Here is a 25,755-nt window from a genome sequence, read left to right on the forward strand (position 1 = left end):
GATGGCGCAAAGGAATTTGTCGGGAAAACCAGTCAAATCACCCAACTGGGGTGACTGTGGAGACTCGGGAGACTCGGGGGAACGAGGAATTATGTCGTACGTAGAGGTACCGGGCGCGCAGGTCCCGATCCGGATGTGGGCGGACCCGGCGACGGTCGAGGACGGCGCGATGCAGCAGCTGCGCAACGTCGCCACGCTGCCGTGGATCAAGGGCCTGGCCGTGATGCCGGACGTCCACTACGGCAAGGGCGCGACGGTGGGCTCGGTCATCGCCATGCACGGCGCGGTCTGCCCGGCGGCGGTCGGGGTCGACATCGGCTGCGGCATGTCCGCGGTCAAGACGTCCCTCACCGCGAACGACCTCCCCGGCGACCTCTCCCGCCTCCGCTCCAAGATCGAAGAGGCCATCCCGGTCGGCCGCGGAATGCACGACTCCGCAGTAGACCCGAGCCGCTTCTTCGGCTTCGCCACGGCGGGCTGGGACGATTTCTGGGGGCGGTTCGAGGGGGTGGCGGACGCGGTCAAGTTCCGTCAGGAGCGGGCTGTGAAGCAGATGGGAACGCTCGGTTCCGGGAATCACTTCATCGAGTTCTGTCTCGACCAGTCGGATTCGGTCTGGCTGATGCTGCACTCCGGGTCCCGGAACATCGGCAAGGAGCTCGCCGACTTCCACATCGGCGAGGCCCAGAAGCTCCCGCACAACCAGGGCCTGGTCGACCGCGACCTGGCGGTGTTCATCGCGGACACCCCGCAGATGGCGGCGTACCGGAACGATCTGTTCTGGGCGCAGGAGTACGCGAAGTACAACCGCGCGATCATGATGGCGCTCTTCCAGGACGTGGTCCGCAAGGAGTTCAAGAAGGCGAAGGTGACCTTCGAGCCGGTGATCAGCTGCCACCACAACTACGTGGCGGAGGAGCGGTACGACGGCATGGACCTGCTGGTCACGCGGAAGGGCGCGATCCGCGCCGGTTCCGGGGACTACGGGATCATCCCGGGCTCGATGGGCACCGGCTCGTACATCGTGAAGGGCCTCGGGAGCGCGGCGTCCTTCAACTCCGCCTCGCACGGCGCGGGCCGCAAGATGAGCCGGAACGCGGCGAAGCGGAAGTTCACGACCCGCGACCTGGAGGAGCAGACGCGGGGCGTGGAGTGCCGCAAGGACTCCGGCGTCGTGGACGAGATCCCGGGCGCGTACAAGCCGATCGAGAAGGTCATCGACCAGCAGCGCGACCTGGTGGAGGTCGTGGCCAAGCTGAAGCAGGTCGTGTGCGTGAAGGGCTGAGGCGCGCTGGGGCGCGCTGGGCGCCCGGGGTGCTGAAGGGCTGAGGGGGGCGTCGGGCAGTGGTCCGGCGCCCCCTCGGTCGTGGTGCCTGCGGGCTACAGCTCCCGGTGGACCTTCGTGTTGGAGGCCTGGGCTCGGGGGCGGACCACCAGGAGGTCGATGTTGACGTGCGGGGGGCGGGTGACCGCCCAGGTGATCGTTTCCGCTACGTCGTCGGCCGTCAGGGGCTCCGCCACGCCCGCGTAGACCTTCGCCGCCTTCTCGTTGTCGCCGCGGAAGCGGGTCGTGGCGAACTCCTCCGTCTTCACCATGCCGGGCGCGATCTCGATCACCCGGACCGGGCGGCCCACGATCTCCAGGCGCAGGGTCTCGGCGATGACCCGGGCGCCGTTCTTCGCGGCGACGTAGCCCGCGCCGCCCTCGTACGTGCCGTGGCCCGCCGTCGACGAGAGGACGACCACCGTGCCGTCGCCGGACGCGTCGAGTGCGGGGAGTAGGGCCTGGGTGACGTTGAGCGTGCCGATGACGTTCGTCTCGTACATCTGGCGCCAGTCGGCCGGGTCGCCGGTGGCGACGGGGTCGGCGCCGAGCGCGCCGCCCGCGTTGTTGACCAGGACGCCGATGGTGCGGAAGGCGCTCGCGAAGGCGTCCACGGCCGCGCGGTCGGTGACGTCCAGGGCGTACGCCGTGGCCTGGTGGCCCGCCTCGTTGATCTCGGCGGCCAGCGCCTCGATGCGGTCCTTGCGGCGCGCGGTGAGCACCACGCGGTAGCCGGCGGCGGCCAGTTGCCGCGCGGTGGCGGCGCCGATACCGCTGCTCGCGCCCGTGACGACGGCGATGGGGGTCCCGGTGGCGGTCATGGCGTACTCCTCGCGCGAATGATCGGAATGCGGTCAGGATAGGCCGGGCGGGGTGCTGGCCGGGCGTCGAGGTCTCCCGGTGGCGGGCGCGGGCGCGCTGCGTTCAGCGGCCGCGTGGCGCGTACACGATGACCGCCATCCCGGCCAGGCAGATCAGCGCGCCGGTGACGTCCCAGCGGTCCGGGCGGTAGCCGTCGGCGACCATGCCCCAGGCCAGCGAGCCAGCGACGAACACGCCGCCGTACGCGGCCAGGATCCGGCCGAACTCGGCGTCCGGCTGGAGGGTCGCCACGAACCCGTACACGCCGAGCGCGATCACCCCCGCGCCGATCCAGATCCAGCCCCGGTGTTCCCTGACGCCCTGCCAGACGAGCCAGGCCCCGCCGATCTCGAAGACGGCGGCGAGGAGGAACAGGAGCACGGAGCGGGCGACGAGCATGTGGACAGCGTTACATGCAGCGTGGAAGGCGGCGTGGAACGTGTCGGGGTGGCAACCCGGGGATATAAGCCGTTAAAGGTATCTTTCGGGCATGGTTGGGATGCGTAGGGGGCTGAAGCGGTTCGCTGGGTTCTGGGTGGGGGGCGCCGCCGTGCTGGTGGCGGTGTGCGGGCCTTCGGTCGGAGTGGCCCATGGGGGCGTCGCCCGTGGTGGTGTGGGTGATCCTGTGGGGCGTATGGGTGTCGGGCCCGCGGTCGGTGCGGTGCTGACCGATACGGATGTGGTCGGTAGGCCCGGTGCCGGGGGCGCCACGGTCGCACCCGCCGCACCCGGCGCCGAGGCCGATCTCGCCTACCACGGGCACGTCTCCCTCTGGGCCGGGCGCGTCGGCGTGTGGGTCGAGCCGTCGAACCACGGGCCCGCCGCCGTCCCGGACGCCACCGTGCGGCTGCGGTTCTCCGCGCCGCTCGACGGCACCGAGTCGCTGCCTCCGGGGTGCCTGCGCGGCAGTCCGGAGACCGTGCTCTGCTCCACGGGCGAGATGCGGGCCGCCGGGGCGGGGCGGCCGATCGCGCTGGACCTGCGGGTCGCGGGCAGCCCGGCCGAGGTCGTGGTGAACATCAACACCTCCTGGAGCGGTGGCGCGGGCGACCGCAACCCGGGCAACAACACGCACCGGGTGCTGGCCCCTGCCACGGGGGACAAGTACGCGTACTGAGCCTGTTCCCTGGGCCTCTGCCGGTCACGGCTACGCCTGCCGCGTCGCGACCGCCCTCGCCTCGCCCGTCCAGCGGCGCAGGGCCTCTTGTAGGGCGGTGGCGTCCGGGGTCTCGCTCGCCCACGCCACGTATCCGTCGGGGCGGACCAGGAGCGTGGTGCGGCGGGCGCCGGTCCAGTGCGCCCGTATGACCCGCCGCTCGGATGCCGCGTCTGCCTCGGCAGGCGTCACCAGGACGAACTCGCCCTCGCGCAGCAGCTCGTACAGACGGCCCTCCGCCAGTGCCAGGTCGGGGACGCGCGCCCCGGTGAGGTGGTGGGCGCCGAGCCCCGCCGGATAGGCGATCCCGATGCCGCTGATCCGGCCCATCGCCTTGTCCCGCGCGGGGCGCACCCCGTTCAGCAGGCGGGTCACGAGGGAACGGGCCGTGCGCTGTACGGGGTTGTGCGCCATGGCGAGGCGGACGATCGCGCCGCTGGTGCGCAGCACCGCCGCGCCGACGGGGTGTCGCTCCTGGTGGTAGCTGTCGAGCAGCGCCTCGGGCTCGCCGGTGTCGCCGCGCACCACGGCGGCGAGCTTCCAGGACAGGTTGGCGGCGTCCTGGATGCCGGTGTTGAGGCCCTGTCCTCCTGCGGGGGAGTGGCAGTGCGCGGCGTCGCCCGCGAGGAAGACGCGGCCCGTCCGGTAGCGGGGGACCTGGCGCTCGTCGCTGTGGAAGCGCGAGAGCCAGCGGGCGTCGTGCATCCCGTGGTCGGTGCCCAGGGCCTGGCGGGTGATCTCGCGGACGTCGTCGAGGTCGATGGGGGCGCTGTCGGGGACCTGGTGCTTCCTGTTCCACCCCATCACCCGGTAGTAGCCGTCCCCGAAGGGGACGATGAAGGCGAACGCCTCGTCCGAGCCCGCCACGCTGAGCGATCCGGCGGGCTCCTCGGCGAGCTTCACGTCGGCCAGCACGATGGAGCGGATCACCGAGGTGCCGGGGAAGGGCAGGTCCAGGGCGTGGCGCACGGCGCTGCGCACGCCGTCGGCGCCGACGAGGTAGCGAGCGCGGAGGGAGGACTCGGCGTCGGCGCCCTCGACTCCCCTTATTTCGGCGGTCACCCCGTCCGCGTCCTGCCGCAGGCCCAGCAGCTCCGTCTCGTAGCGGAACTCCACCCCCGCCTCCCGCGCCCGGCGTTCAAGGAGGCGCTCCACCTCGTACTGCGGTGTCACCAGCAGATACGGGAAGCGTGAGCGCAGGCGGTCGAGGTCGAGGGAGAGGTGGCGGAACAGGCTCATCCGGTCGACCGTCGTGCCAGTGGCGACCAGCTCGTCGGCCAGGCCCCGGGCGTCGAGCAGCTCCAGCGTGCGGGCGTGGACACCGAAGGCGCGGGTCATCGTGCTCGTGCCCCGCGGGCGGCGCTCCATCAGCGTGACGCCCAGGCCCGCCGCCGCGAGGTCGCCCGCGAGCAGCAGGCCGGTCGGGCCCGCGCCCACGACGAGGACATCGACGGGAGTGGTGTCGGTGGTGCCGTTCATAGCGACCTCCTCGGGTGCCAACGCTTGTTGGTCAACGCTTGTTGGCAAATGTAGAGCCGTCGGGTCTGGCGTGTCAACACCTGTTGGCCTACAGTTGTTGGCATGACGACCGACGCCCCCGCCGCCGGGCCCCGCCGCTCCGACGCCACCAAGGCCGCGATCCTCGAAGCCGCCCGCGAGCGCTTCGCGGCCGATGGCTACGAGCGCGCGACCATCCGCGCCATAGCGCGCGACGCGGGCATCGACCCGTCGATGGTGATGCGCTACTACGGGAACAAGGAGGGCCTGTTCGCCGCCGCCTCCGAACTCGACCTGCGCCTCCCGGACGTGGGCGCGCTGCCGGACAAGCACATCGGGGCCGTCCTCGTCACCCACTTCCTCGACCGGTGGGAGGGCGACGACGTGCTGACCGCGATGCTCCGCGTCGGCGTCACCAACCCCGCCGGGGCCGAGCGGATGCGGGCCGTCCTCGGCGAGCAGCTGGGGCCGATCGCGGCCGGGCTCTGCCCCGACCCCGCCGACGCGCCGCGCCGCGCGGCCCTGGCCGCCTCGCAGATCCTCGGGATGGCGCTCGCGCGGTACGTGCTGAAGTTCCCGCCCGTCGTGGAGATGACCCGCGAGGAGGTGGTCGCCTGGCTCGCGCCGACCGTGCAGCGCTATCTCACGGCGGAGACGCCCTGACGCCACCGATCGCGCACGCCGCCGCGCATGTCAGGGAGTGCGTCGGGTCGGCCCCCGCTGAAGGCCCCTGCGTCGTACACTTTCTGCATGCCGCAGAAGAAGGACGGCCGGGCCCGTCTCATGACCGAGCTCGGCGTCGAGTCGCGCCGCTACATGGCCTCGTACGCCCTGTTCAACCAGGCGCTCGCGGACCATCTGCGGCTGCACCCCACCGACCTCCAGTGCCTCAACCTGCTGGGCCTGGAGCCGGGGCCCGTCACCACGGGGCGGATCGCGGAGCTGACCGGGCTCACCACCGGGTCGGCCACCCGGCTCGTCGACCGCCTGGAGAAGGCCGGATACGTCACGCGCAGGCGCGACACCGAGGACCGGCGCAAGGTGCTGGTCGAGGCCGCGCCCGAGCGGATGGCCGAGCTGGGCGCGGTGTGGGGGAAGCTGAACGGGGCGTGGTTCACCATGTTCGACGCGTACGACGACGGCGAGATCGAGCTGCTCATCGCCCATATGCGGCGGACGGTGGAGCTCTCCGGGGCGCAGATCGAGCGGCTCAGGAGCGGGAAGTTCTGAACCACCGTACAGCCCATGGGCAGTGACGGGGCGTCACTGCCGACCCGTCGCCGCCCCGCCGAACTCCGCCATCGCCTCCTCGACGATCGCCTCCAGGCGGGCGTGGTGGGCGCCGCGCCAGTACACGCGCTCGCACGCCGTGCACTGGGCGAAGACGTCGTAAGCGCTGCGTGTCCCGTGTTCCAGGAGCTCGCGGACGGAGTCCTTGTCGGCCTCCTGGAGCGGCGCGTTGCAGGCGGTGCAGCGGGTCCACGGGGCGAGGGCCGGAGCGAACCGTTCCAGGACGTCCCGGAGTTGCTCCTCGGGGCGGTGGCTGTACACGTATGCGCCCGCCCAGAGCTCGCGGCGCCGCAGCAGCCCGCGGTCCCGGGAGAGCAGGACGCGCTGTTCGGCCGCCGAGAGCGTGGCGAGCGCGGGGTCGCCGATGTCCTCGCTCTCGTACGCCGCGTCGACGCCGAGGAGCCGCAACCGGCGGGCCAGCGTGCCCAGATGGACGTCGAGGAGGAAGCGGAGCGGGGCGCCGGGGACCTGCTGGGGGCGCTCGACGGCGTACACCTCGACGCTCTCGTCCGCGCGCGGGATGTGCGAGACGGGCACCTGGTGGCCGTCGACGACCAGTCGGCCGACCTCGGTCAGCGGGACGCCGAGCGATTCGACGACGTGGCCGAGCGTGGACGAGCCGTCCGTGACCACGGCCGTGCGTCCCGCGCGGCGCTCCGCCGGGACGAACAGGTGCAGCTCGGGGGCGAATCGACAGTGGATCTCCGGTCCGTTCACGACGCCAGGATGCCATCGGGCGCGGGGCCGCAGCCACGTATTTGGGCGGGCCAGGGAGGTGTACCGGCGTTACGGGCGGAACGCGTCGACGTTCTCCGCCGCCCAGGACGCGAACGTACGGGACGGGTGGGCCGTCAGTTCCTCGACGCCGCGCGTGACGTGGTCGGGGCGGCCGTCGTACGCGGCGAAGTAGGCGAGCAGCGCGTCGGCGACCCGGGCGTCCATGTAGGCGGCCATCGACTCCTTCCAGGCCTCGGGGCTCACCGTCTCGACGGCGATCTCGCGGCCGGTCGCGGCGGCGAGCGCGGCGATCTGCTCGGTGGCGGTGAGGGATTCGGGCCCGGTCAGGTGGTACGCGGCGCCGCGCAGCCGGGGTTCGGCGAGCACCGCGTACGCCGCGTCGGCAACGTCGGCCTCGTGGATGGGGCTGGCGTGGGTGCCGGGGTAGGGGAGGGCGACCGTGCCGGTGGACTTGATCGACCAGGCCCAGCCCGCCGCGTTGCCCGCGAAGGCGCCGGGCCGCAGGAGCGTGGCGTCGATGTCCGAGGCCTTCAGGGCCTGTTCGACGGCGAGGTGGTGGCGCGCGATCGGGTTGTCCTCGGCGCCCGCGTACAGGACGGAGCTGGAGGAGAGCAGCACGATGTGCTCGACCCCGGCGGCCTTCGCCTCGGTGAGGAAGGCGTCGATGTGCGCGGGGTTGGCGTACAGGAAGACCTGGCGGGCTCCGACGAGGGCGGCGGGGAAGGTCGCCGGGTCGTCGAGGTCGAGCCGTACGGTCTCGACGTCCGGGGGCAGATCGAGCTTCTCGGGGGCGGCGGAGGCGGCGCGCACGGCGGTGCCGGCGGCGCTGAGCAGCGCGATGAGGGCGGAGCCGATGGTGCCGCGGCTGCCGGTGACGAGGGTGGTCATGGGGTGGGGTCGCTTTCGGGTGAGGGGGTGGGTTCGGGTTCTAGACGCAGCGGGTGCGCTCCGAAGGAACTGCGTTCCACATAATCTGCGTTACGCAGATAAATATCCGCGAAGAAGGCCCACCGGTCAAGTGGATTCCGGTGGGCCTTCGTGTCTCGTTGTGGTGCCGGGTTACTCGGTGGTCCGCTCCACGACCCGGAAGTGGCTCACGATCCGCCGGTCCTCGTCGAGGACGTGGAAGGCGACACCGGGCGGCGAAACGATGTTGACCAGGTCTTCCCCGGTCTCCCACGGCATTCGCAGCGTCGACGTCACGCCCGGCGCGATCAGCAGCGGCAGTCCGGCGAAGGTGGTCGCGGCGGAGGTGTGGGCGTGGCCGACGAGTAGGGCGGGCACCTCGGTGCGACCCGCCAGGAGCTCGGCCAGCCGGTCCGCGTTGGAGAGGTTGATCGAGTCCAGGTAGTCGTGGTGGATCACGGTCGGCGGGTGGTGGAAGGCGATCAGCGCCGGGGTGTCGCCGAGGGTGTCGAGCGTACGGGCCAGCCACTCCAGGGTGGTGTCCTCCAGGACGCCCCCGTCCTCGCCGGGGATCGTGGAGTCGCACATCAGGATCGCGTAATCGCCCACCCGGTGCAGGCGGTTGACCGGTGCGTACGGGTCCGGGGCCGTGCCGCCCGGCTCGCCCGGCAGGTCGAGCAGGCCCTTGCGGTACGCGGCGCGGTCGTCGTGGTTGCCGGGGCAGGTGAGGACCGGCGCGTCGATGCGGGCGAGCAGTTCGGCGGCCTCGGCGTACTCGGCCGGGGCGCCGTGGTCCGCGATGTCGCCGGTGACCAGGACGGCGTCCGGGCGGCGGGGCATCGCGTTGATGTACGTGACGACTCGCGCGGCGCGTTCGGCGGCTCGCGCGTCCCCGTCGAGGTGCAGATCGCTGATGTGGGCAAGCAGCACGGAAATCCCCCTGGAAGACCTGTGGTTGGCCTGGTTTGCCTGGTTGACCTGGTTCGGGTGGCGGGTGGGCCACCTGGGGAAGCTTGCGAGCTAATGGTTGAGTCGCTTGCTTCCATTAGGACCCTTGGACTCTAGGGGGTCCCCGGCGGTACGGACAAGGGCCGATCCGGGGTCGGTGGCCCGGTCCGGCGGCGGCGCTGGTCTCCTGACGGGCGGCGTGCCTACAGTGCTCGAATGAAGATCATCGACCTTGAGCCGGGCGATCCGCGCCTGGTGGACGACCTGCTGCCGGTTCTGCGCGAGCTGCGCCCGCACCTCACCGAGGAACTGTTCGGCGAGATCTACGCCGAGGGGTACGGGCAGGGGCTGCGCTTCTCCGCCGCGTACGGCGAGGACGGGGTGTGCGTGGGCGCGGCCGGGTGGCGGATCGTCGCCACCACGGTCGCGGTGCGCAAGCTGTACGTGGACGACCTGGTGACGGCCGAGTCGGCGCGGTCGCGGGGCGTGGGCCACGCGCTCCTCGCCCATGTCGAGGGGATCGCGCGCGGCGCGGGGTGCACGTCGCTGAACCTGGACTCCGGTACGCATCGGACGGATGCGCACCGCTTCTACTTCCGGGAGCGGATGGCGGTCACGGCGTTCAACTTCGACAAGAAGCTGGGCTGACGGTGTCCTAGCGGAGCGGCTGCTCCCCGAGCGGTTCCTCTTCCAGGTCGAGGCACCAGTCGTTGGACCTGAGCAGGTGGCCCGGCGGGTACTCGAACTCGACCTCGCCCAGGAGGCGGAAGCCGGCCTTGCGGAGGACGACGTTCGAGGCGGTGTTGTCGACGGAGGGGTAGGCGTGCAGTTCGCGGGGGCCGCCTGCCTCCCTCGCGGCCTGGGCGACCGCCACGATCGCGGCGACGGCGAGTCCGCGGCCCTGGAACTCGGGGAGGATCCCGTAGCCCGTCTCGTAGACCTGCCTGCCCTGCCACTCGCGCGGCCAGTATCCGACCGATCCGACGGCCTCGTCCGTCCCTGCGAGGGAGATCCGGAACATCCGGCCCTCGGTGGCGTCGCGTTGGCTCAGCGCGACGTATCGCTGCTGGCGGGCCGTCAGCTTCTCGTCGTCTTCCGGGCCGCCGGTGTGGGCCGTCATTGCGGGGGAGTTGGAGTGGTGGAGGAGGGGGAGGTCGTTGGGGGACCAGGGGGTGAGGATGATGGGGGTCATGTGGGCGACTGTAGGGGCCGGGTGTGACACCCCACCCCGCCCCTTCCCGAAAGCCCTCTGGCGGGCGGCCGGGTGGCGGGTCGAGGGCGGCTTCCTGGGGCTGCGCCCCAGACCCGAACGGGGCTTCGCCCCGGGGCCCGTTTTCGTCTGCGGCCCGGTGGCGGGCTGGTCGCGCAGTTCCCCGCGCCCCTACAGGGGCGCATCTAAGGGGCGCGGGGAACTGCGCGACCAGTTGGGGACGGGCCGCAGACGAACGCAGCGGGGTGCAGGGGCCGCAGGCCCCGCCACGGGGTCCGGGGGCGCAGCCCCCGGGAGACCAGCTCAGCCCCCACCCACCCCCGGAGGGTTAAGGGAACGGGCGGGGTGGGGGAAAAATCACCGGTGACCCCGGCCGCACCACCACAACCCCCCCGCATACAACCCCAACACCACCCCCACCAACGGGTAATACACCCCCGGCAGCGGCGCCATCCCCAGCGCCGCTCCGACCGGCGTCAGCGGCAGCAACACCCCCGCCCCCGCGAGCCCACACGCCGCAACGGGGACCGGCCCCCGCACCCCCCGCTCCGCGCGCAGCAGCAGCATCGCCAGCGCCTGCGTGAGCAGGTTCTCCGTGAACCAGCCGGTGTGGAACGACGCCTGCCCAGACGCGTCGCTGCCCGCCCGTACCGCCCACGCCAGCACCGCGAACGTCGCGAGGTCGGCGGCGGCGTTGAGCAGGCCGAAGCCCGTGACGAAGCGCAGCACCTCGCGCGGGCGCAGCCGCAGCGGGCGGCGCAGGGCCGCCGGGTCCTGGCGGTCGTACGCGAACGCCAGCTGCGCCGCGTCGAAGCACAGGTTCTGCACCAGGACCTGAGCCGGGAGCATCGGCAGGAACGGCAGCAGCAGTCCCGCCGTCAGCATCGCTATGACGTTGCCGAAGTTGGAGGAGAGAGTGATCCGTAGGTAGCCCGCTATCGTGCCTCCCGCCCGGCGGCCCGCCATGATCGCGTGGTCCAGGGACGTGAGGTCCTTCGCGGCGAGCACCACGTCCGCCGCCTCGCGCGCCACGTCCACCGCGTCGCGCGGGCAGATCCCCACGTCCGAGGCGCGCAGCGCGGGCAGGTCGTTGACGCCGTCGCCGAGGAAGCCGGTGACGTGGCCGCGCTCGCGCAGCACGCGGACGATCCGGGCCTTCTGCTCGGGCGTGCAGCGGGCGAACACCGTGGTGCGGGCGGCCAGTTCGGCCAGGGCGGCGTCGGGCAGCCCGTCGAACACATCGGCCGTCACCACATCCCCCGGAGCCAGGCCGAGCTCCCGGCACGCGCGCGCGGCCGTCCCCGGGTGGTCGCCGGTGAGGACCTTGACCTCGACGCCGCTGCGGGCCAGCGCGGTCAGCGCGGCGGCGGCCGTCTCGGCGGTCGCGTCGCGCAGCCCGACCAGGCCGACGAAGGTGAGCCCGCGCTCGTCGGCCGTCGTGTACGCGCGCGTCCGTGCGGGCCGTTCGCCGAGCGCCACGGCCAGTACCCGCAGCCCGTCGTCGGCGCGGGCGGCGGCGAGCGCGGTGATGCGGGAGCGCTCCCCGGCGCCGAGCGCGCACCGGTCCAGGACCTCCTCGACCGCGCCCTTGACGATCAGGGTGTGGCTGCCGAGGCGGTCCGGGGTGCGGACGACGGCGGTGGACAGCCGGCGCACCGGGTCGAAGGGGAGGGCCGCGACGGGGTCGTGCTCCAGCGCGTCGAGCCCGCCGGGCAGCCGCTGCTCGGCGGCGTCGAGGAGGGCCTCGTCGAGGGCGTCGGCGGCCGGCACCTCGGCGAGCTGGAGCGTCCACAGGCTGTTGGCGGCCGCCCAGCGCAGCACGTCCGGGTCCTCGGCGCCGGACGCGTCCAGGGCGCAGTCGAGGACCGGGCGGTCCTGGGTGAGCGTGCCCGTCTTGTCGACGCAGACGACGTCGACGGCGCCCAGGTCGTGCAGCGCGGGCAGCCGTTTGACGATCACCTCGTGCGTACGGGCCAGGGTCGCCGCGCCCCGGGCCAGCGCCGTGGTGACGATCACCGGCAGCATCTCGGGGGTCAGCCCGACGGCCACCGCCACGGCGAACGGCAGGGTCTCCAGGCCGCGCCCGCGCAGCGCCGCGTTGGCCATCAGGACGAGCGGCGGCGTGAGCAGCATGAATCTGATCAGGATCCAGGAGATGCCGTACACGGACCGGTCGAAGGCGGTCGTACGGCGATCACCTCCGCGCACCTTGCCGCGAGCACCCTCCCCGTGGACCGCTCGGTGGACCGCCCCGTCCCCGCCGTACGCCGCCGCGAACCGCGTGTCCGCGCCGGTCGCGACGACCACTCCCGTACCGCTGCCGGAAGCCACACTGCTGCCCTGGAAGCACAGCTCGGGGGCGTCGAAGCCGGTCCCGGCCGGGGACGGCTCGTCGGCCGGGTGTTTGCGCACCGGGGCCGACTCGCCGGTCAGCGCCGCCTGGTGCATCGTCAGCCCGGTCGCGCGCAGCAGCCGCAGGTCCGCCGGGACCAGGTCGCCCGGCCCGAGCCGGACCACATCGCCCACCACCACCTGGTCCACCGGGATCTCGCGCGGCGCGGGATCCGCGTCCGGGCCCGACCGGCGCACCACGGTCGCCGTGGTCGCCACCAGCTCGCGCAGCCCGGCCGCCGAGCGGTCCGCCCGGTACTCGCCCGCCGCCCGCAGCACGCAGCTCACCGCCACCAGGACCGCGATGACCGCCGCCGTGCCCCACGCCGCGACCAGCGCCGACACCACGGCGAGGGAAGCGAGCACCGCCGTGAAAGGGTCCCGCAGGCTCCTTACGAGCCGCAGCGGCCAGGACGGGGTGCGCCGGGTGGGCAGGACGTTCTCGCCGTCGCGCGCGAGGCGGGCGTCGGCCTCGGACTCAAGGAGGCCGCGCGGCCCGGATTCGAGCGCGCGCAACACCTGTAGCGGGGTCCGCCGCTCAGGCGCCCAGGTCACGGACGAGTCCCGGAGTCGCGCCCGCCCCGCGCCGGTCGCCCAGGCGCGCCACGAGCCAGCGCACCAGCTCGGCCACCTCGGGGTCGTCCACCAGGTAGACCACCCGGCGGCCTTCCCTGCGGGAGCGGACGAGCCCGGCGAGCTTCAGCTTCGCCAGGTGCTGGCTGACGGCGGGCAGCGCCCCGCCGACGCGCTCGGCGAGCCCGGTCACGTCCGACTCGCCGTGGCTGAGCGCCCAGACGATGTGCAGCCGCGCGGGCGAGGCGAGCAGCCCGAAGACGCCGGCGGCCTCGCCGAGCACCTCGGCGGACGGGTCGGCGGACGCGTCGCCCGACGAGCTGGTCAGCTTCTTCACCGGCGCCTCCTGCCCGTGTCCGTTCCGTACGTACGCGCCCTCGTGATCTCGCCACGTACGCGATGAAGTCAGGCGGCCCAGTCTAGGCGGGGCCACTGACACCGCCCCCGCCTCGTGCCGGGCGGCCCGCTCCACAGCGGCACGAGCTACAGCGGTACGAGCGTGACCTCGGTCGCCTTCACGCTCGACCAGACCGCCGCGCCCTCCGCGAGCCGCAGCTCGGCCGCCGCCTGCGGGGTGATCTCCGCGACCAGGTCCGGGGCGTCCGGTGAGCCGATCAGGACGCGCAGCCGGCTGCCGGACGCGGTGATCTCGCGGACCGTGCCGGGCCAGGTGTTGCGGGGGCTGCCGCCGGGCCGGTCGCGGTGGACCGAGACCGACTCCGGCGCGATGATCGCCAACGCGCGGTTCCCGGCGGGCAGTTGCTCGGCGGCGACGATCCGGCCGCCGCCGGGCAGCGCGAGCCCGTCCGCGCCGGCCTCGCCCGGCCAGGCGTTGCGGCCGAGCATCCGGGCCACCCACGGGGAGCGCGGGTGGCGGGTCACCTCGGCGGGCGGGGCGTCCTGGAGGGCGCGGCCGCCGTCGAGCACCAGGACGCGGTCGGCCAGCGACACCGCCTCGACCGGGTCGTGGGTGACGATCAGGCAGACCCCGCCGAAGCCGTCGAGGTGGGTGCGCAGGGTGTGGCGCACGCGCGCGCGGGTCGTCTGGTCCAGGGCCGCCAGCGGCTCGTCGAGCAGCAGCAGCCGGGGCCGGGCCGCGAGCGCCCGGGCCAGTGCGACCCGCTGGGCCTGGCCGCCGGAGAGCTGGCCGGGCCTGCGCTGGGCGAGGCGGCCCACGCCGAGCCGGTCCAGCCACGCCTGCGCCTCCCGCCGGGCCTCGGCGCGCGCGACGCCCTGGGCGCGCAGTCCGTACGCCGTGTTGGCGAGCGCCGTCATGTGCGGGAACAGCGCGCCGTCCTGCGGCACCCAGGCGACCCCGCGCCGGTGAGGGGGGAGGCCGGTGACGTCCTGGTCGCCGAGGCGCAGTGCGGCACGCGCGCGTGGGGTGAGGCCGAGCAGGGCGCGCAGGAGGGTGGTCTTGCCCGCGCCGTTCTCGCCGACGACGGCGATGGTGGTGCCGGGCGCGGCGTCCAGGGTGAGCTCGGTGAACCCGCTGACCTCGGCGTGCAGCGCCCAGCTCCCGGCGGAGGAGGGGGGCTTGAAGGTTTCTGCGGCCCCGTCCGGCTCGTACGCCTGGCTCTCCTCCGTACCGCTGTCTTCCGTACGTAGTACGGACACCGAACGCGTCCCGGCGTCCGTCCAGCGCCCCCGCAGGGCCACCAGGACTGCCATCGCGATGGCGAGCAGCAGCAGGGAGACGGAGGTGGCGGCCTCGGGGGAGTTCTGGAGGAGCAGATAGACCTGGAGGGGGAGGGTCTGGGTGGTGCCGGGGAGGTTGCCCGCGAAGGTGATCGTGGCGCCGAACTCGCCCAGCGCGCGCGCCCACGTCAGCGCGGCCCCGGCGGCCAGGCCCGGCGCGACCATAGGCAGCGTGACGGTCAGGAACACCCGGAACGGGGAGGCGCCGAGGGAGGCCGCGGTCTCCTCGTAGCGGGGGCGCAGCCCGCCGAGCGCGCCCTCCAGGCTGATCACCAGGAACGGCATGGCCACGAAGGTGGCGGCGACGACCGCGCCGGAGGTGTGGAAGGGCAGCGTGATGCCGAAGGTGTCCTCCAGCCAGGGCCCGAGCAGCCCGCGCCGCCCGAAGCCGAGCAGCAGCGCCACACCGCCGACGGTCGGCGGCAGCACCATCGGCAGCAGCACGAGTGAGCGCACCAGCGCCTTGCCGGGGAAGTCCACGCGCGCGAGGAGCCACGCCAGCGGCACGCCGAGCACGAGGGAGAGGCCCAGCGCCCAGAACGAGACGAGCAGGGACAGCTTCAGCGCCTCGGTGACGCCCGGGCTGCTCAGATGCGTACCGAGGTCGCTCCAGGAGGTGCGGGCCAGGATGCCGATCAGCGGCATCAGCAGGAACGCGACGGCGAGCAGCGCGGGCACCAGCAGGGTGACGGGGGCGCGCAGACCGCGGGAGCGGGCACCCCTCGCGCCCCTGCTCCAGCGGTGCGACCGGCTGCTGTTCTTCATGTCGAGACCGCGGCTTCCTGGGTGGTGCGGGGCCGGGGCCGACCGTTTCGCCCCCCGCGCGCAACGGGCGGCCCCGGCAGGGGGGTTACGGCTTCTGGAAGCCCGCGTCCTGAAGGATCTTCTGCGCCTCCGGGCTGCTGAGCCACTGCACGAACGCGGCCGCCGCCTCGGCGTTCTTGGACGACTTCAGGGTGGCGGCCGGGTACTGGGCCACCGCGTTCTGCGCGTCCGGGATCTCCACGGCGTCGACCTTGCCGGTCGCTCCGGCGGCGTCCGTCTTGTAGACGAGGCCCGCGTCGGCCTCGCCGAGCTCGACCTTGGTGAGGACGGCCCGTACGTTCGGCTCCTGCGAGACCGGCTTGACGGTGATCTTCTGCGCGTCCAGGACCTTCTTGCTGTAGCGGCCGACCGGCACCTCGGGCGCGGCGAGCACGACCTTCAGCTTGGTGTCGGCGAGGTCCTTGAGCGCGCCGACCTTCTTCGGGTTGCCCTTGCCGGTCGCGATGACCAGCCGGTTCTTGGCGATGACGGTGGCCGCGCCGGTGTCCGCCTTGAGGCCGTCCATCGTCTTGGTGTCGGCGGTGACCAGGGCGTCGGCGGGGGCGCCCTGCTTGACCTGGGCGGCGAGCTCCTGCGACCCGGCGAAGGAGAACGTCACCTTGGTGCCCGGGTGCTCCTTCTCGTACGCGGCGCCCGCCGTCTTGAAGACGTCGGTGAGCGAGGCGGCGGCGAGGACCGTGAGCTTGGCGGCCGGCGCGCCGGTGGAACTCTTCGCGGTGGCCGGGTCGTTCTTCTTGTCGTCGTCCTTGCCGCAGGCGGCGAGGGGGACGAGCAGGGCGGCGGTGACGACGGCGGCCGCGGCGCGGCGCCGGGTGAGGAAGGGGGCCATGGGGACGGATCTCCTTGGGTGCTGAGCCGCGCCGGTGACGGCGACGCCGCGGGGAACGTGGACGGACCACGGGGACGTACGGGGACGTCCCCGAGCGAGTGTGTCCTGGGCGGTGTGTTCTTGAGCGGTGTCCCTCAAGCGCGGTCGATGTGCACGCTGGTCGACTTCACGCGGGCGGTGGCCTGCATGCCGACTTCGAGCCCCAGCTCCTCGACGGCCTCCCGGGTGAGCAGCGAGACCAGCCGGTGCGGACCGGCCTGGATCTCGACCTGGGCGGCGACGTCGCCGAGCTTCACGGCGGTGACGATGCCCGGGAAGGCGTTGCGGGCCGAGGTGTACGAGACGTCGTCCTCGCCGGTGCCGTTCTGGGCGACCTCGACGGAGAACGCGGCCAGGTCGCGGCCGTCGATGAGACGGCGGCCGCTGTCGTCGCGGTGGGTGGCGACGCGACCCGCGTCCGCCCAGCGGCGGGCGGTGTCGGGGCTGACCCCGAGCAGGCGGGCGGCCTGGCCGATCGTGTAGGACTGCATGTGCCACAAGATAGGCCAGTTCAGGCCGCATTTACAGATGCTTTGGGCGTATGTACATCGCAGATGAGATGCCCGATGGAGGAACCTCCAGGGGGACGCGACCCGGGACGACCGGCCCTGTGACAGGGGACTTTAGTCCCTGTTTACCATTGCTTTACTTGCGCTTGGATCTTGCTCGGTAGTTGAAACTGGATCTTGTCCTGCTGTCCTCCCGTCCGCGCCCCTGAGCGGCCGACGGGCGCTCAGCGGGCGGGTCGTGATCACGAGGACCGTGCATGTCGCTACGCCGCAGGCGTTCCAGATCCGTTGCCGCGGGCGGGATCTCCGCGCTCACCGCACTCGCCCTGCTCGGGGCGGCCGCCCCCGCCGTGGCCGACGGGGGCGGGGCGGAGGGCGCCGCCACACCGGCCGAACTGCTCGACGCCGTACGGGCGAAGAGCCCCGTCGGACCGCCGGTGAAGGAAGCCGTCACGGCCGAGCCGGCGCTGCTCGCCGCGCGGGTGTACGGCCACCGGGTGGAGGTCCTGGACCGCAGGACGGAGACGTCCACGACCTGGGCGAACCCGGAGGGCACGCTCACCACCACGCTGAGCGGCGGGCCCGTACGGCTGCTGCGGGACGGCAAGTGGGTCGACGTGGACGCCACGCTGAACCGGCGCTCCGACGGCGCGGTGGAGGCCGAGGCGCACCCCGGTGAGCTGCGGCTCGCCGGTCCCGGCGGGGCCAGGGCCCGGTCGGCGAAGGCCGCGGCCCAGGCCCCGGCCTCGGCCGCGCGCGATCTGATCACCCTCGGCGCGGGCAACCGGAAGATCGGCGTCCAGTGGAAGGGCGGGCTGCCCGCGCCGGTCCTGGACGGCCCCCGGGCCACCTACCCCGACGCCGTGCCCGGCGCCGACCTGGTCGTCGACGCCACCCGTACCGGCTTCGAGCAGTATCTGAACCTCAAGGAGCGGCCCGCCGACGGCGCCGCGCCGATGACGCTGCCGCTGCGCATCCCGGGCCTGACGGCCGCTCAGCAGGCGGACGGATCGGTGGCGTTCACCGACCGCGAGAGCGGCGAGCGGGTCGCCACGATGCCCGCGCCGGTGATGTGGGACGCGCGGGTCGACGAGCGCTCCGGCGAACGTGTCCGTACGCAGCGGGTGCCGATGAAGGTCGCCCAGGACGGCGACACGGTCGAGCTGCGGCTCACCCCGGACGCCAAGTTCCTCGCGGACCCGGCGACGCGGTACCCGGTGACGATCGACCCGGCCACCGACACGCTCTCCGTCCTCTTCGACACGTTCGTGCAGGGCGGCGACACCACCGACCAGTCGGCCTCCACCGACCTCAAGCTGGGCTGGCCCGGCGACCACGCGGGCACCACCAAGCGCACCGCCCGCTCCTTCATCACCTGGGAGACCGGCCAGTTCGCGGACGCCCTGGTCACCGACGCCAAGCTGGCGCTGTACAACTACCACTCCTGGTCGTGCGAGAAGCGCGGCTGGGAGGTGTGGGCGGCCGACCCGGCCGACACGGGCAGCCGCTGGACCAGGCAGCCCGCGCTGAAGCAGAAGATGGCGACCTCGACGGAGACCCGCAGCACCGCGTGCGGCAACGCGGGCTGGGTGAGCGCGGACGTCACCGAGCTCGCCAAGACCTGGGCGAGCGCGAAGGCGGCGACGGGTTCGGTCGCGCTCAAGGCGGCGGACGAGTCGGACACGTACGCCTGGAAGCGCTTCTACTCCTCGGAGGCCACCGAGGACAAGATCCCGCAGCTCACGGTCACCTTCAACTACCGCCCGAAGACGGGCACCAACCTCCAGGCCGGTACGCCCTTCTACAGCGAGGGCGGCGTCTACAAGGTCAACAGCCTCACCCCGACGCTGCGGTTCACGACGCAGGACGTGAACGAGGACGACGAGGTCCAGGGCACCTTCGAAGTGACGGACAAGGCGACGGGCGAGGTCGTCGCCCTCTTCAACTCCCCGTTCGTACGCTCCGGTTCGACCGCGTCCGCCAAGGTCCCGGCGGGCAAGCTGGCCACCGGCCGCGCGTACACCTTCCGTACGACGACCTACGACCGCCAGCACTACGCCAACGGCTGGTCGGACCCGGTGACGTTCACCGTGGACACGGCGTGGAAGCCGGGCGCGGCGATCGACGCGTACGGCGCGGCGAACGCGGCGCTGGAGGCGGCGGACGTGGCTCCGGCGACGATGAGCACCTCCGCCTTCGCCGCGGTCGCGGAGACGGCGACGGGCACGGTCACCGTCCCGTGGGACGCGAACGGCAGGATCGAGGTGAAGCCGGACGACATCGGGGCCGTCGGCATCGGCTCGGGCGCGCAGAAGCAGCGCGGCGTGAACGTCAACGGCAGCGTGGTGCACGCCGACCCGGCGTCCCCGGTCGACACGGTCGTCCAGCCCACCCTGGAGGGCGGCAGCCGTACGCTCCAGATCATCAAGAACGCCCAGGCGCCCCGCGAGTACCGCGTCCCGGTGGAGCTCCCGCCGGGCGCGAAGCTCCGCCAGGAGCCGGACGGCTCGGTGGTGATCGTCCCGGCGAACCCGGACGAGCCGGTGGCCCCGATCAACGCGCCCTGGGCGAAGGACGCGACGGGCAAGCCGGTCCCGACGTCGTACCGGGTGGAGGGCGACACGCTGATCCAGGCGGTCTCCTTCGACGCGACGACGGCGTTCCCGGTCGTGGCCGACCCCTGGTGGAACCCGTTCAGCTGGAACTGGAAGCGGATCGGCAAGAAGGTCAAGAGCGCGGCGAAGAAGTGCGGCGTGGGAGCCTTGGCCGCGTACGTCCCGGTCCAGTCCCACCACGTCTCGGTCAACATCCAACGCGCGAGGGCGGGCCTGCGGATGGTCAAGTTCGCGGGCGGGCCGTGGGGGTACGTGTCGGTGGCTGTGGCGGGTTGCCTGATGGGCCAGCTGTCATGAGCCGGGGACGATCGCTCCTGGGCTGGTCGGGCGAGCCGGGAAACCGCCGGGCGGCGGCGGTCGACCTGACCCTCCTCCTGGCGGTCCTGACCGGCGCGGCCCTGCTCTGCATCGCGCTGGGGGCGCCGACCTGGCTGTCCCTGCTGCTCGGCGGCGCGATCGGAGCGGCGAGCACGCGGCTGCGGGCGGGGGAGCGGATCACCGGTTCCCGGAGCAAGCGGGACTGAGGGGCGCGGCCGCGGAGGCCGCGTGAAGTGAGGGGCGCTACCGGGAGCCGGTGGCGCCCCTCATGGCCACACCAGGCAGTACGGCTGATGCCCGGCCTCATGCAGCCGAACGGAGAAGTCCTGCCACTCGTGCAGCAGCTGGTACACGTTGAACGCGTCGCGCGGGCCGCCGCGGTCCGGGACCGTGGACCAGATGAAGGCCGCCGCGCCCACCGTCTCCTCGCCCACGCCCCGCAGCGGGTCCACGACCGTCATGGGGAGCTTGACCACCGCGTAGTCGGGGTGGAGGACGACCAGCTCCAGCGGGGGGACCTTGTGCAGCGGTATGCCCTGGATGCCGGTGAGGACCATCGCGGCCACCGTCTCCGGCTTGATCTTGGTGAACATGCCGCCCATGCCGAGCTCGTCGCCGCCGAGCTCCTCGGGGCGCATCGAGATCGGCACCCGGGCCGCGGTGGCTCCGTCGGGCGCGCCGAAGTACTTGTAGGTCACCCCCACTCGGCCACTCCCGTTTCCCGGACCCGTGACGCGGTCGATCCGTTCCTCCGCGTCGCGTCGGTGCCGTCCCCGCCGACGGGCGCGCTCGGGACCCCGGTCATCGGTCCCCTCGCCCAGTCCGCCACCGCGATGCATATCTTTCACCCGATTGCTTGTAGCCCGACTGCTTTGTAGACGGCGCGACCCCCGCCGCGCAACCCGATCATCGTGTCAGTGACCTCCCCCACCGGGGTGCGGTGAAACACCTGTCCGCAAGAACGTCCGGGCCTCTGCCACCATGGCCTGTGTGAGCTATCCGTACGAATACGACGCCCCAGTTTCGCAGACGCTATTCGACCGCGCGTCCCTCGTGACGCCCGGCGGCGTGAACTCCCCCGTCCGCGCCTTCCGGGCCGTGGGCGGTACGCCCCGGTTCATGGTGTCCGGCAGCGGGCCCTATCTGACCGACGCCGACGGGCGCGAGTACGTAGACCTGGTGTGTTCCTGGGGTCCGATGATCCTCGGGCACTCGCACCCGGACGTGATCGCCGCCGTCCAGGAGGCCGTCGCGCGCGGCACCTCCTTCGGTACGCCCGGTGAGGGCGAGGTCGCGCTCGCCGAGGAGATCGTCGCCCGGATCGAGCCGGTCGAGCAGGTCCGCCTGGTGTCCTCGGGCACCGAGGCGACCATGTCCGCGATCCGGCTGGCCCGCGGCTTCACCGGCCGCGCCAAGGTGATCAAGTTCGCCGGTTGCTACCACGGTCATGTCGACGCGCTGCTGGCCGCCGCCGGTTCCGGCGTGGCCACCTTCGGGCTGCCGGACACCCCGGGCGTCACGGGCGCCCAGGCGGGCGACACGATCGTGCTCCCGTACAACGATCTGGACGCGGTCCACGCGGCCTTCCACGCCCACCCGGGCGAGATCGCCTGTGTGATCACCGAGGCCTCGCCCGGCAACATGGGCGTCGTGCCCCCGGCGGACGGCTTCAACGCCGGCCTCAAGGCCGCCTGCGCCAAGAACGGCGCGCTGTTCATCTCCGACGAGGTCATGACCGGCTTCCGGACCTCGAAGGCCGGCTGGTACGGCGTCGACGGCGTCAAGCCCGACCTCATGACCTTCGGCAAGGTCATGGGCGGCGGCTTCCCCGCCGCGGCCTTCGGCGGGCGCGCCGACGTGATGGCCCACCTCGCCCCGGCCGGACCCGTCTACCAGGCGGGCACCCTCTCCGGGAACCCGATCGCCACCGCCGCGGGCCTCGCCCAGCTGCGGCTGCTCGACGACGCCGCGTACGAGAAGGTCGACGCGGTGTCGAAGGAGATCCAGGGGCTGGTCACGGCCGCGCTGAGCAAGGAGGGCGTCGCCCACCGGCTCCAGACGGCGAGCAACATGTTCTCCGTCTTCTTCACCCCCGACGAGGTGCGCGACTACGAGGACGCGAAGAAGCAGGAAGCGTTCCGCTTCACCGCCTTCTTCCACGCGATGCTGGCGAACGGCGTCTACCTGCCGCCGTCCGCCTTCGAGTCCTGGTTCGTCTCGACCGCCCACGACGAGCGCGCGATCGAGCGCGTCGCGGCCGCGCTGCCCGCCGCCGCCCGTGCCGCAGCGGAGGTCACCGCATGAGCCAGAACCCCGAAGACATCACCGTCGTGCACCTGATGCGCCACGGCGAGGTCCACAACCCCGACGGCGTGCTCTACGGCCGCCGCCCCGGCTACCACCTCTCCGAGCTCGGCCGGCAGATGGCCGACCGGGTCGCCGAGCACCTGGCGGGCCGCGACATCACGCACGTGGTGGCGTCCCCGCTGGAGCGCGCCCAGGAGACGGCCACCCCGATCGCCAAGGCGCACGGGCTCGACCTCGGCACCGACGAGCGGCTGATCGAGGCGGGCAACGTCTTCGAGGGCAAGACCTTCGGCGTCGGCGACGGCGCCCTGCGCAAGCCCGCCAACTGGAAGCACCTCACCAACCCGTTCCGCCCGTCCTGGGGCGAGCCGTACGTCGAGCAGGTCGTCCGGATGATGGGCGCCCTCGACTCGGCCCGCGACGCGGCCCGCGGCCACGAGGCGGTGCTTGTCAGCCACCAGCTGCCGATCTGGACCGTGCGCTCGTTCGTGGAGCGGCGGCGGCTGTGGCACGACCCGCGCAAGCGGCAGTGCACGCTCGCCTCGCTGACCTCGTTCACGTACCGCGGCGACAAGATCGTCTCGGTGGGCTACAGCGAGCCCGCCCGCGACCTGGTCCCGGCGCACCTGCTGGCCGGGGCGAAGCCGGTCAAGGGGAAGGCCAAGGCCTTCGGCGCGTAAGCGCTTCGCTTTGATGGAGTGCGGTTGTCTGCGGGCCGGTGGGGGCTGGTCGCGCAGTTCCCCGCGCCCCTGGGTATTCCCGGGCGCGGGGAATCCGCCCGCGCCCCGTAGCCCCCTCGTCGCCCTGCGTGCAACCGAACTGACGATCCGTACGATTTGCGAAGTTTTGTGCGACTGTACGGAACCATCGCGTCCCCACAGGCATCTCATCTGATGTCCACAGGGCTGTGGCCGGTGTGGACACCGGGGACGACGATGCGATGGGGACGAACGGTATGCGTGGGATCAGTCGAAGGGGAATGCTCGGGCTGGGACTGGGGGCGGCCGCCGCGGTCGGTGTGGCCGGGTGCGGCGGCGGTGACTCGGACGGCGGCAAGGCCGGTACGGGCAACGGCAAGGGCGCCCAGGGCTCCGGCAAGAAGGCGGACGCCAAGCTCATCGGTGACGGCTCCACCGCCGACACCGGCAAGCAGCCGCACCAGCCCCCCAAGCCCGTCCCCCTCGAACCCGGCCAGACCCCGCCGCAGTTCGTGGTCTTCTCCTGGGACGGCGCCGGCGAGGTCGGCAACGGCCTCTTCCCGCGCTTCCTGGACCTCGCCAAGAACCACGGCGCCTCGATGACCTTCTTCCTCTCCGGGCTGTACCTGCTGCCCGAGTCGAAGAAGCGGCTCTACCACCCGCCGAACAACAAGGTCGGCGCCTCGGACATCGGCTACCTCACCGACGACCACATCAAGGCGACCCTGACCAACGTGCGCCGGGCCTGGAACGAGGGCCACGAGATAGGCACCCACTTCAACGGCCACTTCTGCTCCGGCCGCGGCGACGTCGCCAACTGGACCCCGGCCCAGTGGCAGAGCGAGATCGACCAGGCCATGTCGTTCGTCACCAACTGGAAGACGAACACCGGCTGGACCGACGAGGACCCGCTGCCGTTCGACTACAAGCGCGAGCTCGTCGGCGGCCGCACCCCGTGCCTGCGCGGCCAGGACAACCTGCTGCCGACCGCGCAGAAGCTCGGCTGGCGCTACGACGCCTCCTCGCCCGGCGGCACCCAGGTCTGGCCGGTCAAGCGCCACGGCCTGTGGGACCTGCCGCTCCAGGCGATCCCCTTCCCCGGGCACTCCTTCGACGTCCTCTCGATGGACTACAACATCCTCGCCAACCAGTCGAAGAATTCGACCAAGGCGCCGCCGGCGAACTACCCGGGCTGGCGCAAGCAGGCCACCGAGGCGTATCTCCAGGGATTCAAGCGCGCTTACGAGACGAATCGCGCGCCCTTCTACATCGGCAACCACTTCGAGCAGTGGAACGGCGGCATCTACATGGACGCCGTCGAGGAGGCGTTCAAGGGGATGGCGGGCAAGAAGGACGTCCGCCTGGTCTCCTTCCGGCAGTACTGCGACTGGCTCGACGTCCAGGACCCGAAGGTCCTCGCGAAGCTGCGTACGCTGGGTGTCGGCCAGAAGCCCGCCGGTGGCTGGAACGCGTTCCTCAAGCAGGCGTGAGGCGCGGAGCAGGCACAACGCGTGCGCGACGCGGCTCTTTAGGCAGCCTTGACAAGGGTCTTTACGGGCACTCAGGGGGGTGCCCAAGATCCCCCAAACGGTCATGCGAAACTTTTCACATGTCCGTGAGTCCTGCCCTTCCCCGTCGCCGAGCCTTCCTGCTGGTCACGGCAGTCGCGGCCGCCGGTGCGCTGACCCTCACGTCGTGCGGCTCCGGCGGCACGTCCGGCGGCTCGGGCGACACCAAGTTCGTCACCGGAACCGGCGGCATCTCCACCGTCGCCAAGAGCGGCCGGCACGCCGCGCCCAAGCTCTCCGGCGAAACCGTCGACGGCAAGCAGCTCGACGTCGCCGACCTCAAGGGCAAGGTCGTCGTGCTGAATGTGTGGGGCTCGTGGTGCGCGCCCTGCCGGGCCGAGGCGCCCTATCTCAGCAAGGTCGCCAAGGAAACCCGCTCCAAGGGCGTCGAGTTCGTGGGAATCAATACCCGCGACACCGACAAGGGCCCGGCCGTCGCGTTCGAGAAGCAATTCGAGGCGGACTATCCGAGTCTGTACGACCCGATCGGCAAGCTGATTCTCCGCTTCCCCAAGGGAAGCCTGAATCCGCAGGCCATTCCGTCGACGATCGTGCTCGACAAGGACGGAAAGATCGCGGCCCGGGCGCTGATGGCGCTCGACGACAAGAAGCTCCACCAGATGATCGACCCGCTGATCGCGGAGAAGTGATTCCGTGGACGCGTCCCTGACCGTACTCGCCGCGCACTCGACACTCGCCGCCCAGGCGACGCCCGGCGTGAACGACACGGTCCTGAGCGGGGCCCTGCTCGTCGCCCTGCCGGTGGCCGTGCTCGGCGGGCTGATCTCGTTCTTCTCGCCCTGCGTCCTGCCGCTGGTGCCCGGCTACCTCAGTTACGTGACCGGCGTCACCGGCACCGACCTCGCGGAGGCCAAGCGCGGCCGGATGGTCGCCGGGGCCAGTCTCTTCGTCCTCGGGTTCACCGCCGTCTTCGTCTCCGGCGGGGCCCTGTTCGGCTTCTTCGGCCAGACGCTCCAGGACCACAACAACACGCTCTCCAAGATCCTCGGCGTGCTGATGATCCTGATGGGCGTCTTCTTCATGGGCCTGATGCCCTGGCTCACCCAGCGCGAATTCCGGTTCCACAAGCGACCGGTGACCGGGCTCGCGGGGGCGCCGATACTGGGCGCCCTCTTCGGCGTCGGCTGGACGCCGTGCCTGGGGCCGACGCTCACCTCGGTGAACGTGCTGGCCATGGACCAGGCGAGCGCCGGCCGGGGAGCCATACTGACCGTCGCGTACTGCGTCGGTCTCGGACTGCCGTTCGTGCTGGCGGCGGTCGCCTTCCGCAAGGCCCTCGGCGCCTTCGGCTGGGTGAAGCGGCACTACGCGTGGGTGATGCGCACCGGAGGCGTGATGATGATCGCGACCGGTCTGCTGCTGCTCACCGGGGCCTGGGCGGAGCTCATCCAGCAGGTGCAGGTGTGGTCCAACGGCTTCCAGGTGGGTGTCTGA

Annotated in this window: 25 protein-coding genes; 12 read left to right on the forward strand and 13 right to left on the reverse strand. The window is 72.2% G+C overall.

Annotation, left to right across the window (positions count from 1 at the left end; genetic code table 11):
- Positions 1–91: 91 nt before the first annotated feature.
- Positions 92–1,285, forward strand: coding sequence for an RtcB family protein (locus tag IE252_RS32975; RefSeq protein WP_190093121.1), 1,194 nt, complete (start codon positions 92–94; stop codon positions 1,283–1,285).
- A gap of 95 nt (positions 1,286–1,380) precedes the next feature.
- Here the strand turns inward: IE252_RS32975 and IE252_RS32980 are convergent, their stop codons facing one another.
- Complete coding sequence (locus IE252_RS32980; protein ID WP_101389483.1) at positions 1,381–2,145, reverse strand: SDR family NAD(P)-dependent oxidoreductase; 765 nt, start codon at positions 2,143–2,145, stop codon at positions 1,381–1,383.
- A gap of 103 nt (positions 2,146–2,248) precedes the next feature.
- On the reverse strand, positions 2,249–2,584 hold the full coding sequence (locus tag IE252_RS32985) for a YnfA family protein (protein ID WP_190093122.1): 336 nt from the start codon (positions 2,582–2,584) through the stop codon (positions 2,249–2,251).
- A gap of 235 nt (positions 2,585–2,819) precedes the next feature.
- On the opposite strand from IE252_RS32985, the gene IE252_RS32990 reads away from it, so the two are divergent.
- The gene (locus IE252_RS32990) at positions 2,820–3,302 is read left to right on the forward strand and encodes a hypothetical protein (RefSeq protein WP_190093123.1); all 483 of its coding nucleotides are present in this window, start codon (positions 2,820–2,822) and stop codon (positions 3,300–3,302) included.
- Positions 3,303–3,332: 30 nt separating this feature from the next.
- Here IE252_RS32990 and IE252_RS32995 read toward each other — a convergent pair whose 3' ends face one another.
- On the reverse strand, positions 3,333–4,820 hold the full coding sequence (locus IE252_RS32995; protein ID WP_190093124.1) for an FAD-dependent monooxygenase: 1,488 nt from the start codon (positions 4,818–4,820) through the stop codon (positions 3,333–3,335).
- Positions 4,821–4,922: 102 nt separating this feature from the next.
- On the opposite strand from IE252_RS32995, the gene IE252_RS33000 reads away from it, so the two are divergent.
- Both IE252_RS33000 and IE252_RS33005 read left to right on the forward strand, forming a co-directional pair.
- A complete protein-coding gene (locus tag IE252_RS33000) occupies positions 4,923–5,501 on the forward strand; it encodes a TetR/AcrR family transcriptional regulator (protein WP_190093125.1) in 579 nt (192 codons plus the stop codon).
- A gap of 87 nt (positions 5,502–5,588) precedes the next feature.
- Positions 5,589–6,068, forward strand: coding sequence for a MarR family winged helix-turn-helix transcriptional regulator (locus IE252_RS33005; protein WP_190093126.1), 480 nt, complete (start codon positions 5,589–5,591; stop codon positions 6,066–6,068).
- 33 nt (positions 6,069–6,101) lie between these two features.
- Here IE252_RS33005 and IE252_RS33010 read toward each other — a convergent pair whose 3' ends face one another.
- From IE252_RS33010 to IE252_RS33020, 3 genes are all read right to left on the reverse strand, one after another.
- Complete coding sequence (locus IE252_RS33010; protein WP_190093127.1) at positions 6,102–6,845, reverse strand: Mut7-C RNAse domain-containing protein; 744 nt, start codon at positions 6,843–6,845, stop codon at positions 6,102–6,104.
- A gap of 69 nt (positions 6,846–6,914) precedes the next feature.
- A complete protein-coding gene (locus IE252_RS33015; RefSeq protein WP_190093128.1) occupies positions 6,915–7,754 on the reverse strand; it encodes an NAD(P)H-binding protein in 840 nt (279 codons plus the stop codon).
- A 171-nt stretch (positions 7,755–7,925) separates the two neighbouring features.
- The gene (locus tag IE252_RS33020) at positions 7,926–8,702 is read right to left on the reverse strand and encodes a metallophosphoesterase (RefSeq protein WP_229848945.1); all 777 of its coding nucleotides are present in this window, start codon (positions 8,700–8,702) and stop codon (positions 7,926–7,928) included.
- Between the two features lie 234 nt (positions 8,703–8,936).
- Here IE252_RS33020 and IE252_RS33025 point away from each other — a divergent pair, with 234 nt between their 5' ends.
- Positions 8,937–9,368 carry a GNAT family N-acetyltransferase gene (locus tag IE252_RS33025; protein WP_190093129.1) on the forward strand — a complete coding sequence of 144 codons (432 nt, stop codon included), beginning with the start codon at positions 8,937–8,939 and terminating at the stop codon, positions 9,366–9,368.
- Positions 9,369–9,375: 7 nt separating this feature from the next.
- On the opposite strand, the gene IE252_RS33030 is transcribed toward IE252_RS33025, so the two are convergent.
- From IE252_RS33030 to IE252_RS33055, 6 genes are all read right to left on the reverse strand, one after another.
- A complete protein-coding gene (locus IE252_RS33030; protein WP_190093130.1) occupies positions 9,376–9,912 on the reverse strand; it encodes a GNAT family N-acetyltransferase in 537 nt (178 codons plus the stop codon).
- 375 nt (positions 9,913–10,287) lie between these two features.
- Complete coding sequence (gene mgtA / locus IE252_RS33035) at positions 10,288–12,876, reverse strand: magnesium-translocating P-type ATPase (protein ID WP_190093131.1); 2,589 nt, start codon at positions 12,874–12,876, stop codon at positions 10,288–10,290.
- Positions 12,860–13,222, reverse strand: coding sequence for an ArsR/SmtB family transcription factor (locus IE252_RS33040; protein ID WP_101392535.1), 363 nt, complete (start codon positions 13,220–13,222; stop codon positions 12,860–12,862). The genes mgtA and IE252_RS33040 overlap by 17 nt, the downstream gene beginning before the upstream one ends.
- 155 nt (positions 13,223–13,377) lie before the next feature.
- Positions 13,378–15,357: an ABC transporter permease gene (locus IE252_RS33045; RefSeq protein WP_190093132.1), complete on the reverse strand. Its 1,980-nt coding sequence runs from the start codon at positions 15,355–15,357 to the stop codon at positions 13,378–13,380.
- 85 nt (positions 15,358–15,442) lie between these two features.
- The gene (modA, locus tag IE252_RS33050) at positions 15,443–16,246 is read right to left on the reverse strand and encodes a molybdate ABC transporter substrate-binding protein (protein WP_190093133.1); all 804 of its coding nucleotides are present in this window, start codon (positions 16,244–16,246) and stop codon (positions 15,443–15,445) included.
- Positions 16,247–16,380: 134 nt separating this feature from the next.
- Positions 16,381–16,776 (reverse strand): TOBE domain-containing protein, encoded by a 396-nt coding sequence (locus IE252_RS33055; protein ID WP_190093134.1) that lies wholly within the window; start codon positions 16,774–16,776, stop codon positions 16,381–16,383.
- 275 nt (positions 16,777–17,051) lie between these two features.
- On the opposite strand from IE252_RS33055, the gene IE252_RS33060 reads away from it, so the two are divergent.
- Both IE252_RS33060 and IE252_RS33065 read left to right on the forward strand, forming a co-directional pair.
- Complete coding sequence (locus IE252_RS33060) at positions 17,052–19,706, forward strand: DNRLRE domain-containing protein (protein WP_190093135.1); 2,655 nt, start codon at positions 17,052–17,054, stop codon at positions 19,704–19,706.
- Positions 19,703–19,933, forward strand: coding sequence for a hypothetical protein (locus IE252_RS33065; protein ID WP_190093136.1), 231 nt, complete (start codon positions 19,703–19,705; stop codon positions 19,931–19,933). The genes IE252_RS33060 and IE252_RS33065 overlap by 4 nt, the downstream gene beginning before the upstream one ends.
- Positions 19,934–19,993: 60 nt before the next feature.
- On the opposite strand, the gene IE252_RS33070 is transcribed toward IE252_RS33065, so the two are convergent.
- Complete coding sequence (locus tag IE252_RS33070) at positions 19,994–20,566, reverse strand: hypothetical protein (RefSeq protein WP_190093202.1); 573 nt, start codon at positions 20,564–20,566, stop codon at positions 19,994–19,996.
- A gap of 142 nt (positions 20,567–20,708) precedes the next feature.
- On the opposite strand from IE252_RS33070, the gene hemL reads away from it, so the two are divergent.
- The 5 genes from hemL (at position 20,709) to IE252_RS33095 (ending at position 25,755) form a co-directional block, all read left to right on the forward strand.
- The gene (hemL, locus tag IE252_RS33075) at positions 20,709–22,031 is read left to right on the forward strand and encodes a glutamate-1-semialdehyde 2,1-aminomutase (protein ID WP_190093137.1); all 1,323 of its coding nucleotides are present in this window, start codon (positions 20,709–20,711) and stop codon (positions 22,029–22,031) included.
- Positions 22,028–22,714, forward strand: a complete 687-nt coding sequence (locus IE252_RS33080) for a histidine phosphatase family protein (RefSeq protein WP_190093138.1) — start codon at positions 22,028–22,030, stop codon at positions 22,712–22,714. The genes hemL and IE252_RS33080 overlap by 4 nt, the downstream gene beginning before the upstream one ends.
- 275 nt (positions 22,715–22,989) lie before the next feature.
- Complete coding sequence (locus tag IE252_RS33085) at positions 22,990–24,222, forward strand: polysaccharide deacetylase family protein (protein WP_190093139.1); 1,233 nt, start codon at positions 22,990–22,992, stop codon at positions 24,220–24,222.
- Between the two features lie 125 nt (positions 24,223–24,347).
- Positions 24,348–24,950, forward strand: coding sequence for a TlpA family protein disulfide reductase (locus IE252_RS33090; protein ID WP_373298659.1), 603 nt, complete (start codon positions 24,348–24,350; stop codon positions 24,948–24,950).
- A 4-nt stretch (positions 24,951–24,954) separates the two neighbouring features.
- Positions 24,955–25,755, forward strand: coding sequence for a cytochrome c biogenesis CcdA family protein (locus IE252_RS33095; protein WP_373298657.1), 801 nt, complete (start codon positions 24,955–24,957; stop codon positions 25,753–25,755).

The organism is Streptomyces melanogenes (assembly GCF_014649795.1).
In the GTDB taxonomy this organism is placed as follows: domain Bacteria; phylum Actinomycetota; class Actinomycetes; order Streptomycetales; family Streptomycetaceae; genus Streptomyces; species Streptomyces noboritoensis.

What these genes read in the sequence shown, in the direction of transcription:
- IE252_RS32975 (WP_190093121.1), top strand. Translation starts at nt 92, where the DNA reads ATGTCGTACGTAGAGGTACCGGGCGCGCAGGTCCCGATCCGGATGTGG.
- IE252_RS32980 (WP_101389483.1), bottom strand. Translation starts at nt 2,145, where the DNA reads ATGACCGCCACCGGGACCCCCATCGCCGTCGTCACGGGCGCGAGCAGC.
- IE252_RS32985 (WP_190093122.1), bottom strand. Translation starts at nt 2,584, where the DNA reads ATGCTCGTCGCCCGCTCCGTGCTCCTGTTCCTCCTCGCCGCCGTCTTC.
- IE252_RS32990 (WP_190093123.1), top strand. Translation starts at nt 2,820, where the DNA reads ATGGGTGTCGGGCCCGCGGTCGGTGCGGTGCTGACCGATACGGATGTG.
- IE252_RS32995 (WP_190093124.1), bottom strand. Translation starts at nt 4,820, where the DNA reads ATGAACGGCACCACCGACACCACTCCCGTCGATGTCCTCGTCGTGGGC.
- IE252_RS33000 (WP_190093125.1), top strand. Translation starts at nt 4,923, where the DNA reads ATGACGACCGACGCCCCCGCCGCCGGGCCCCGCCGCTCCGACGCCACC.
- IE252_RS33005 (WP_190093126.1), top strand. Translation starts at nt 5,589, where the DNA reads ATGCCGCAGAAGAAGGACGGCCGGGCCCGTCTCATGACCGAGCTCGGC.
- IE252_RS33015 (WP_190093128.1), bottom strand. Translation starts at nt 7,754, where the DNA reads ATGACCACCCTCGTCACCGGCAGCCGCGGCACCATCGGCTCCGCCCTC.
- IE252_RS33025 (WP_190093129.1), top strand. Translation starts at nt 8,937, where the DNA reads ATGAAGATCATCGACCTTGAGCCGGGCGATCCGCGCCTGGTGGACGAC.
- IE252_RS33030 (WP_190093130.1), bottom strand. Translation starts at nt 9,912, where the DNA reads ATGACCCCCATCATCCTCACCCCCTGGTCCCCCAACGACCTCCCCCTC.
- IE252_RS33045 (WP_190093132.1), bottom strand. Translation starts at nt 15,357, where the DNA reads ATGAAGAACAGCAGCCGGTCGCACCGCTGGAGCAGGGGCGCGAGGGGT.
- modA (WP_190093133.1), bottom strand. Translation starts at nt 16,246, where the DNA reads ATGGCCCCCTTCCTCACCCGGCGCCGCGCCGCGGCCGCCGTCGTCACC.
- IE252_RS33055 (WP_190093134.1), bottom strand. Translation starts at nt 16,776, where the DNA reads ATGCAGTCCTACACGATCGGCCAGGCCGCCCGCCTGCTCGGGGTCAGC.
- IE252_RS33060 (WP_190093135.1), top strand. Translation starts at nt 17,052, where the DNA reads ATGTCGCTACGCCGCAGGCGTTCCAGATCCGTTGCCGCGGGCGGGATC.
- IE252_RS33065 (WP_190093136.1), top strand. Translation starts at nt 19,703, where the DNA reads ATGAGCCGGGGACGATCGCTCCTGGGCTGGTCGGGCGAGCCGGGAAAC.
- IE252_RS33070 (WP_190093202.1), bottom strand. Translation starts at nt 20,566, where the DNA reads ATGCATCGCGGTGGCGGACTGGGCGAGGGGACCGATGACCGGGGTCCC.
- hemL (WP_190093137.1), top strand. Translation starts at nt 20,709, where the DNA reads ATGGCCTGTGTGAGCTATCCGTACGAATACGACGCCCCAGTTTCGCAG.
- IE252_RS33080 (WP_190093138.1), top strand. Translation starts at nt 22,028, where the DNA reads ATGAGCCAGAACCCCGAAGACATCACCGTCGTGCACCTGATGCGCCAC.
- IE252_RS33085 (WP_190093139.1), top strand. Translation starts at nt 22,990, where the DNA reads ATGCGTGGGATCAGTCGAAGGGGAATGCTCGGGCTGGGACTGGGGGCG.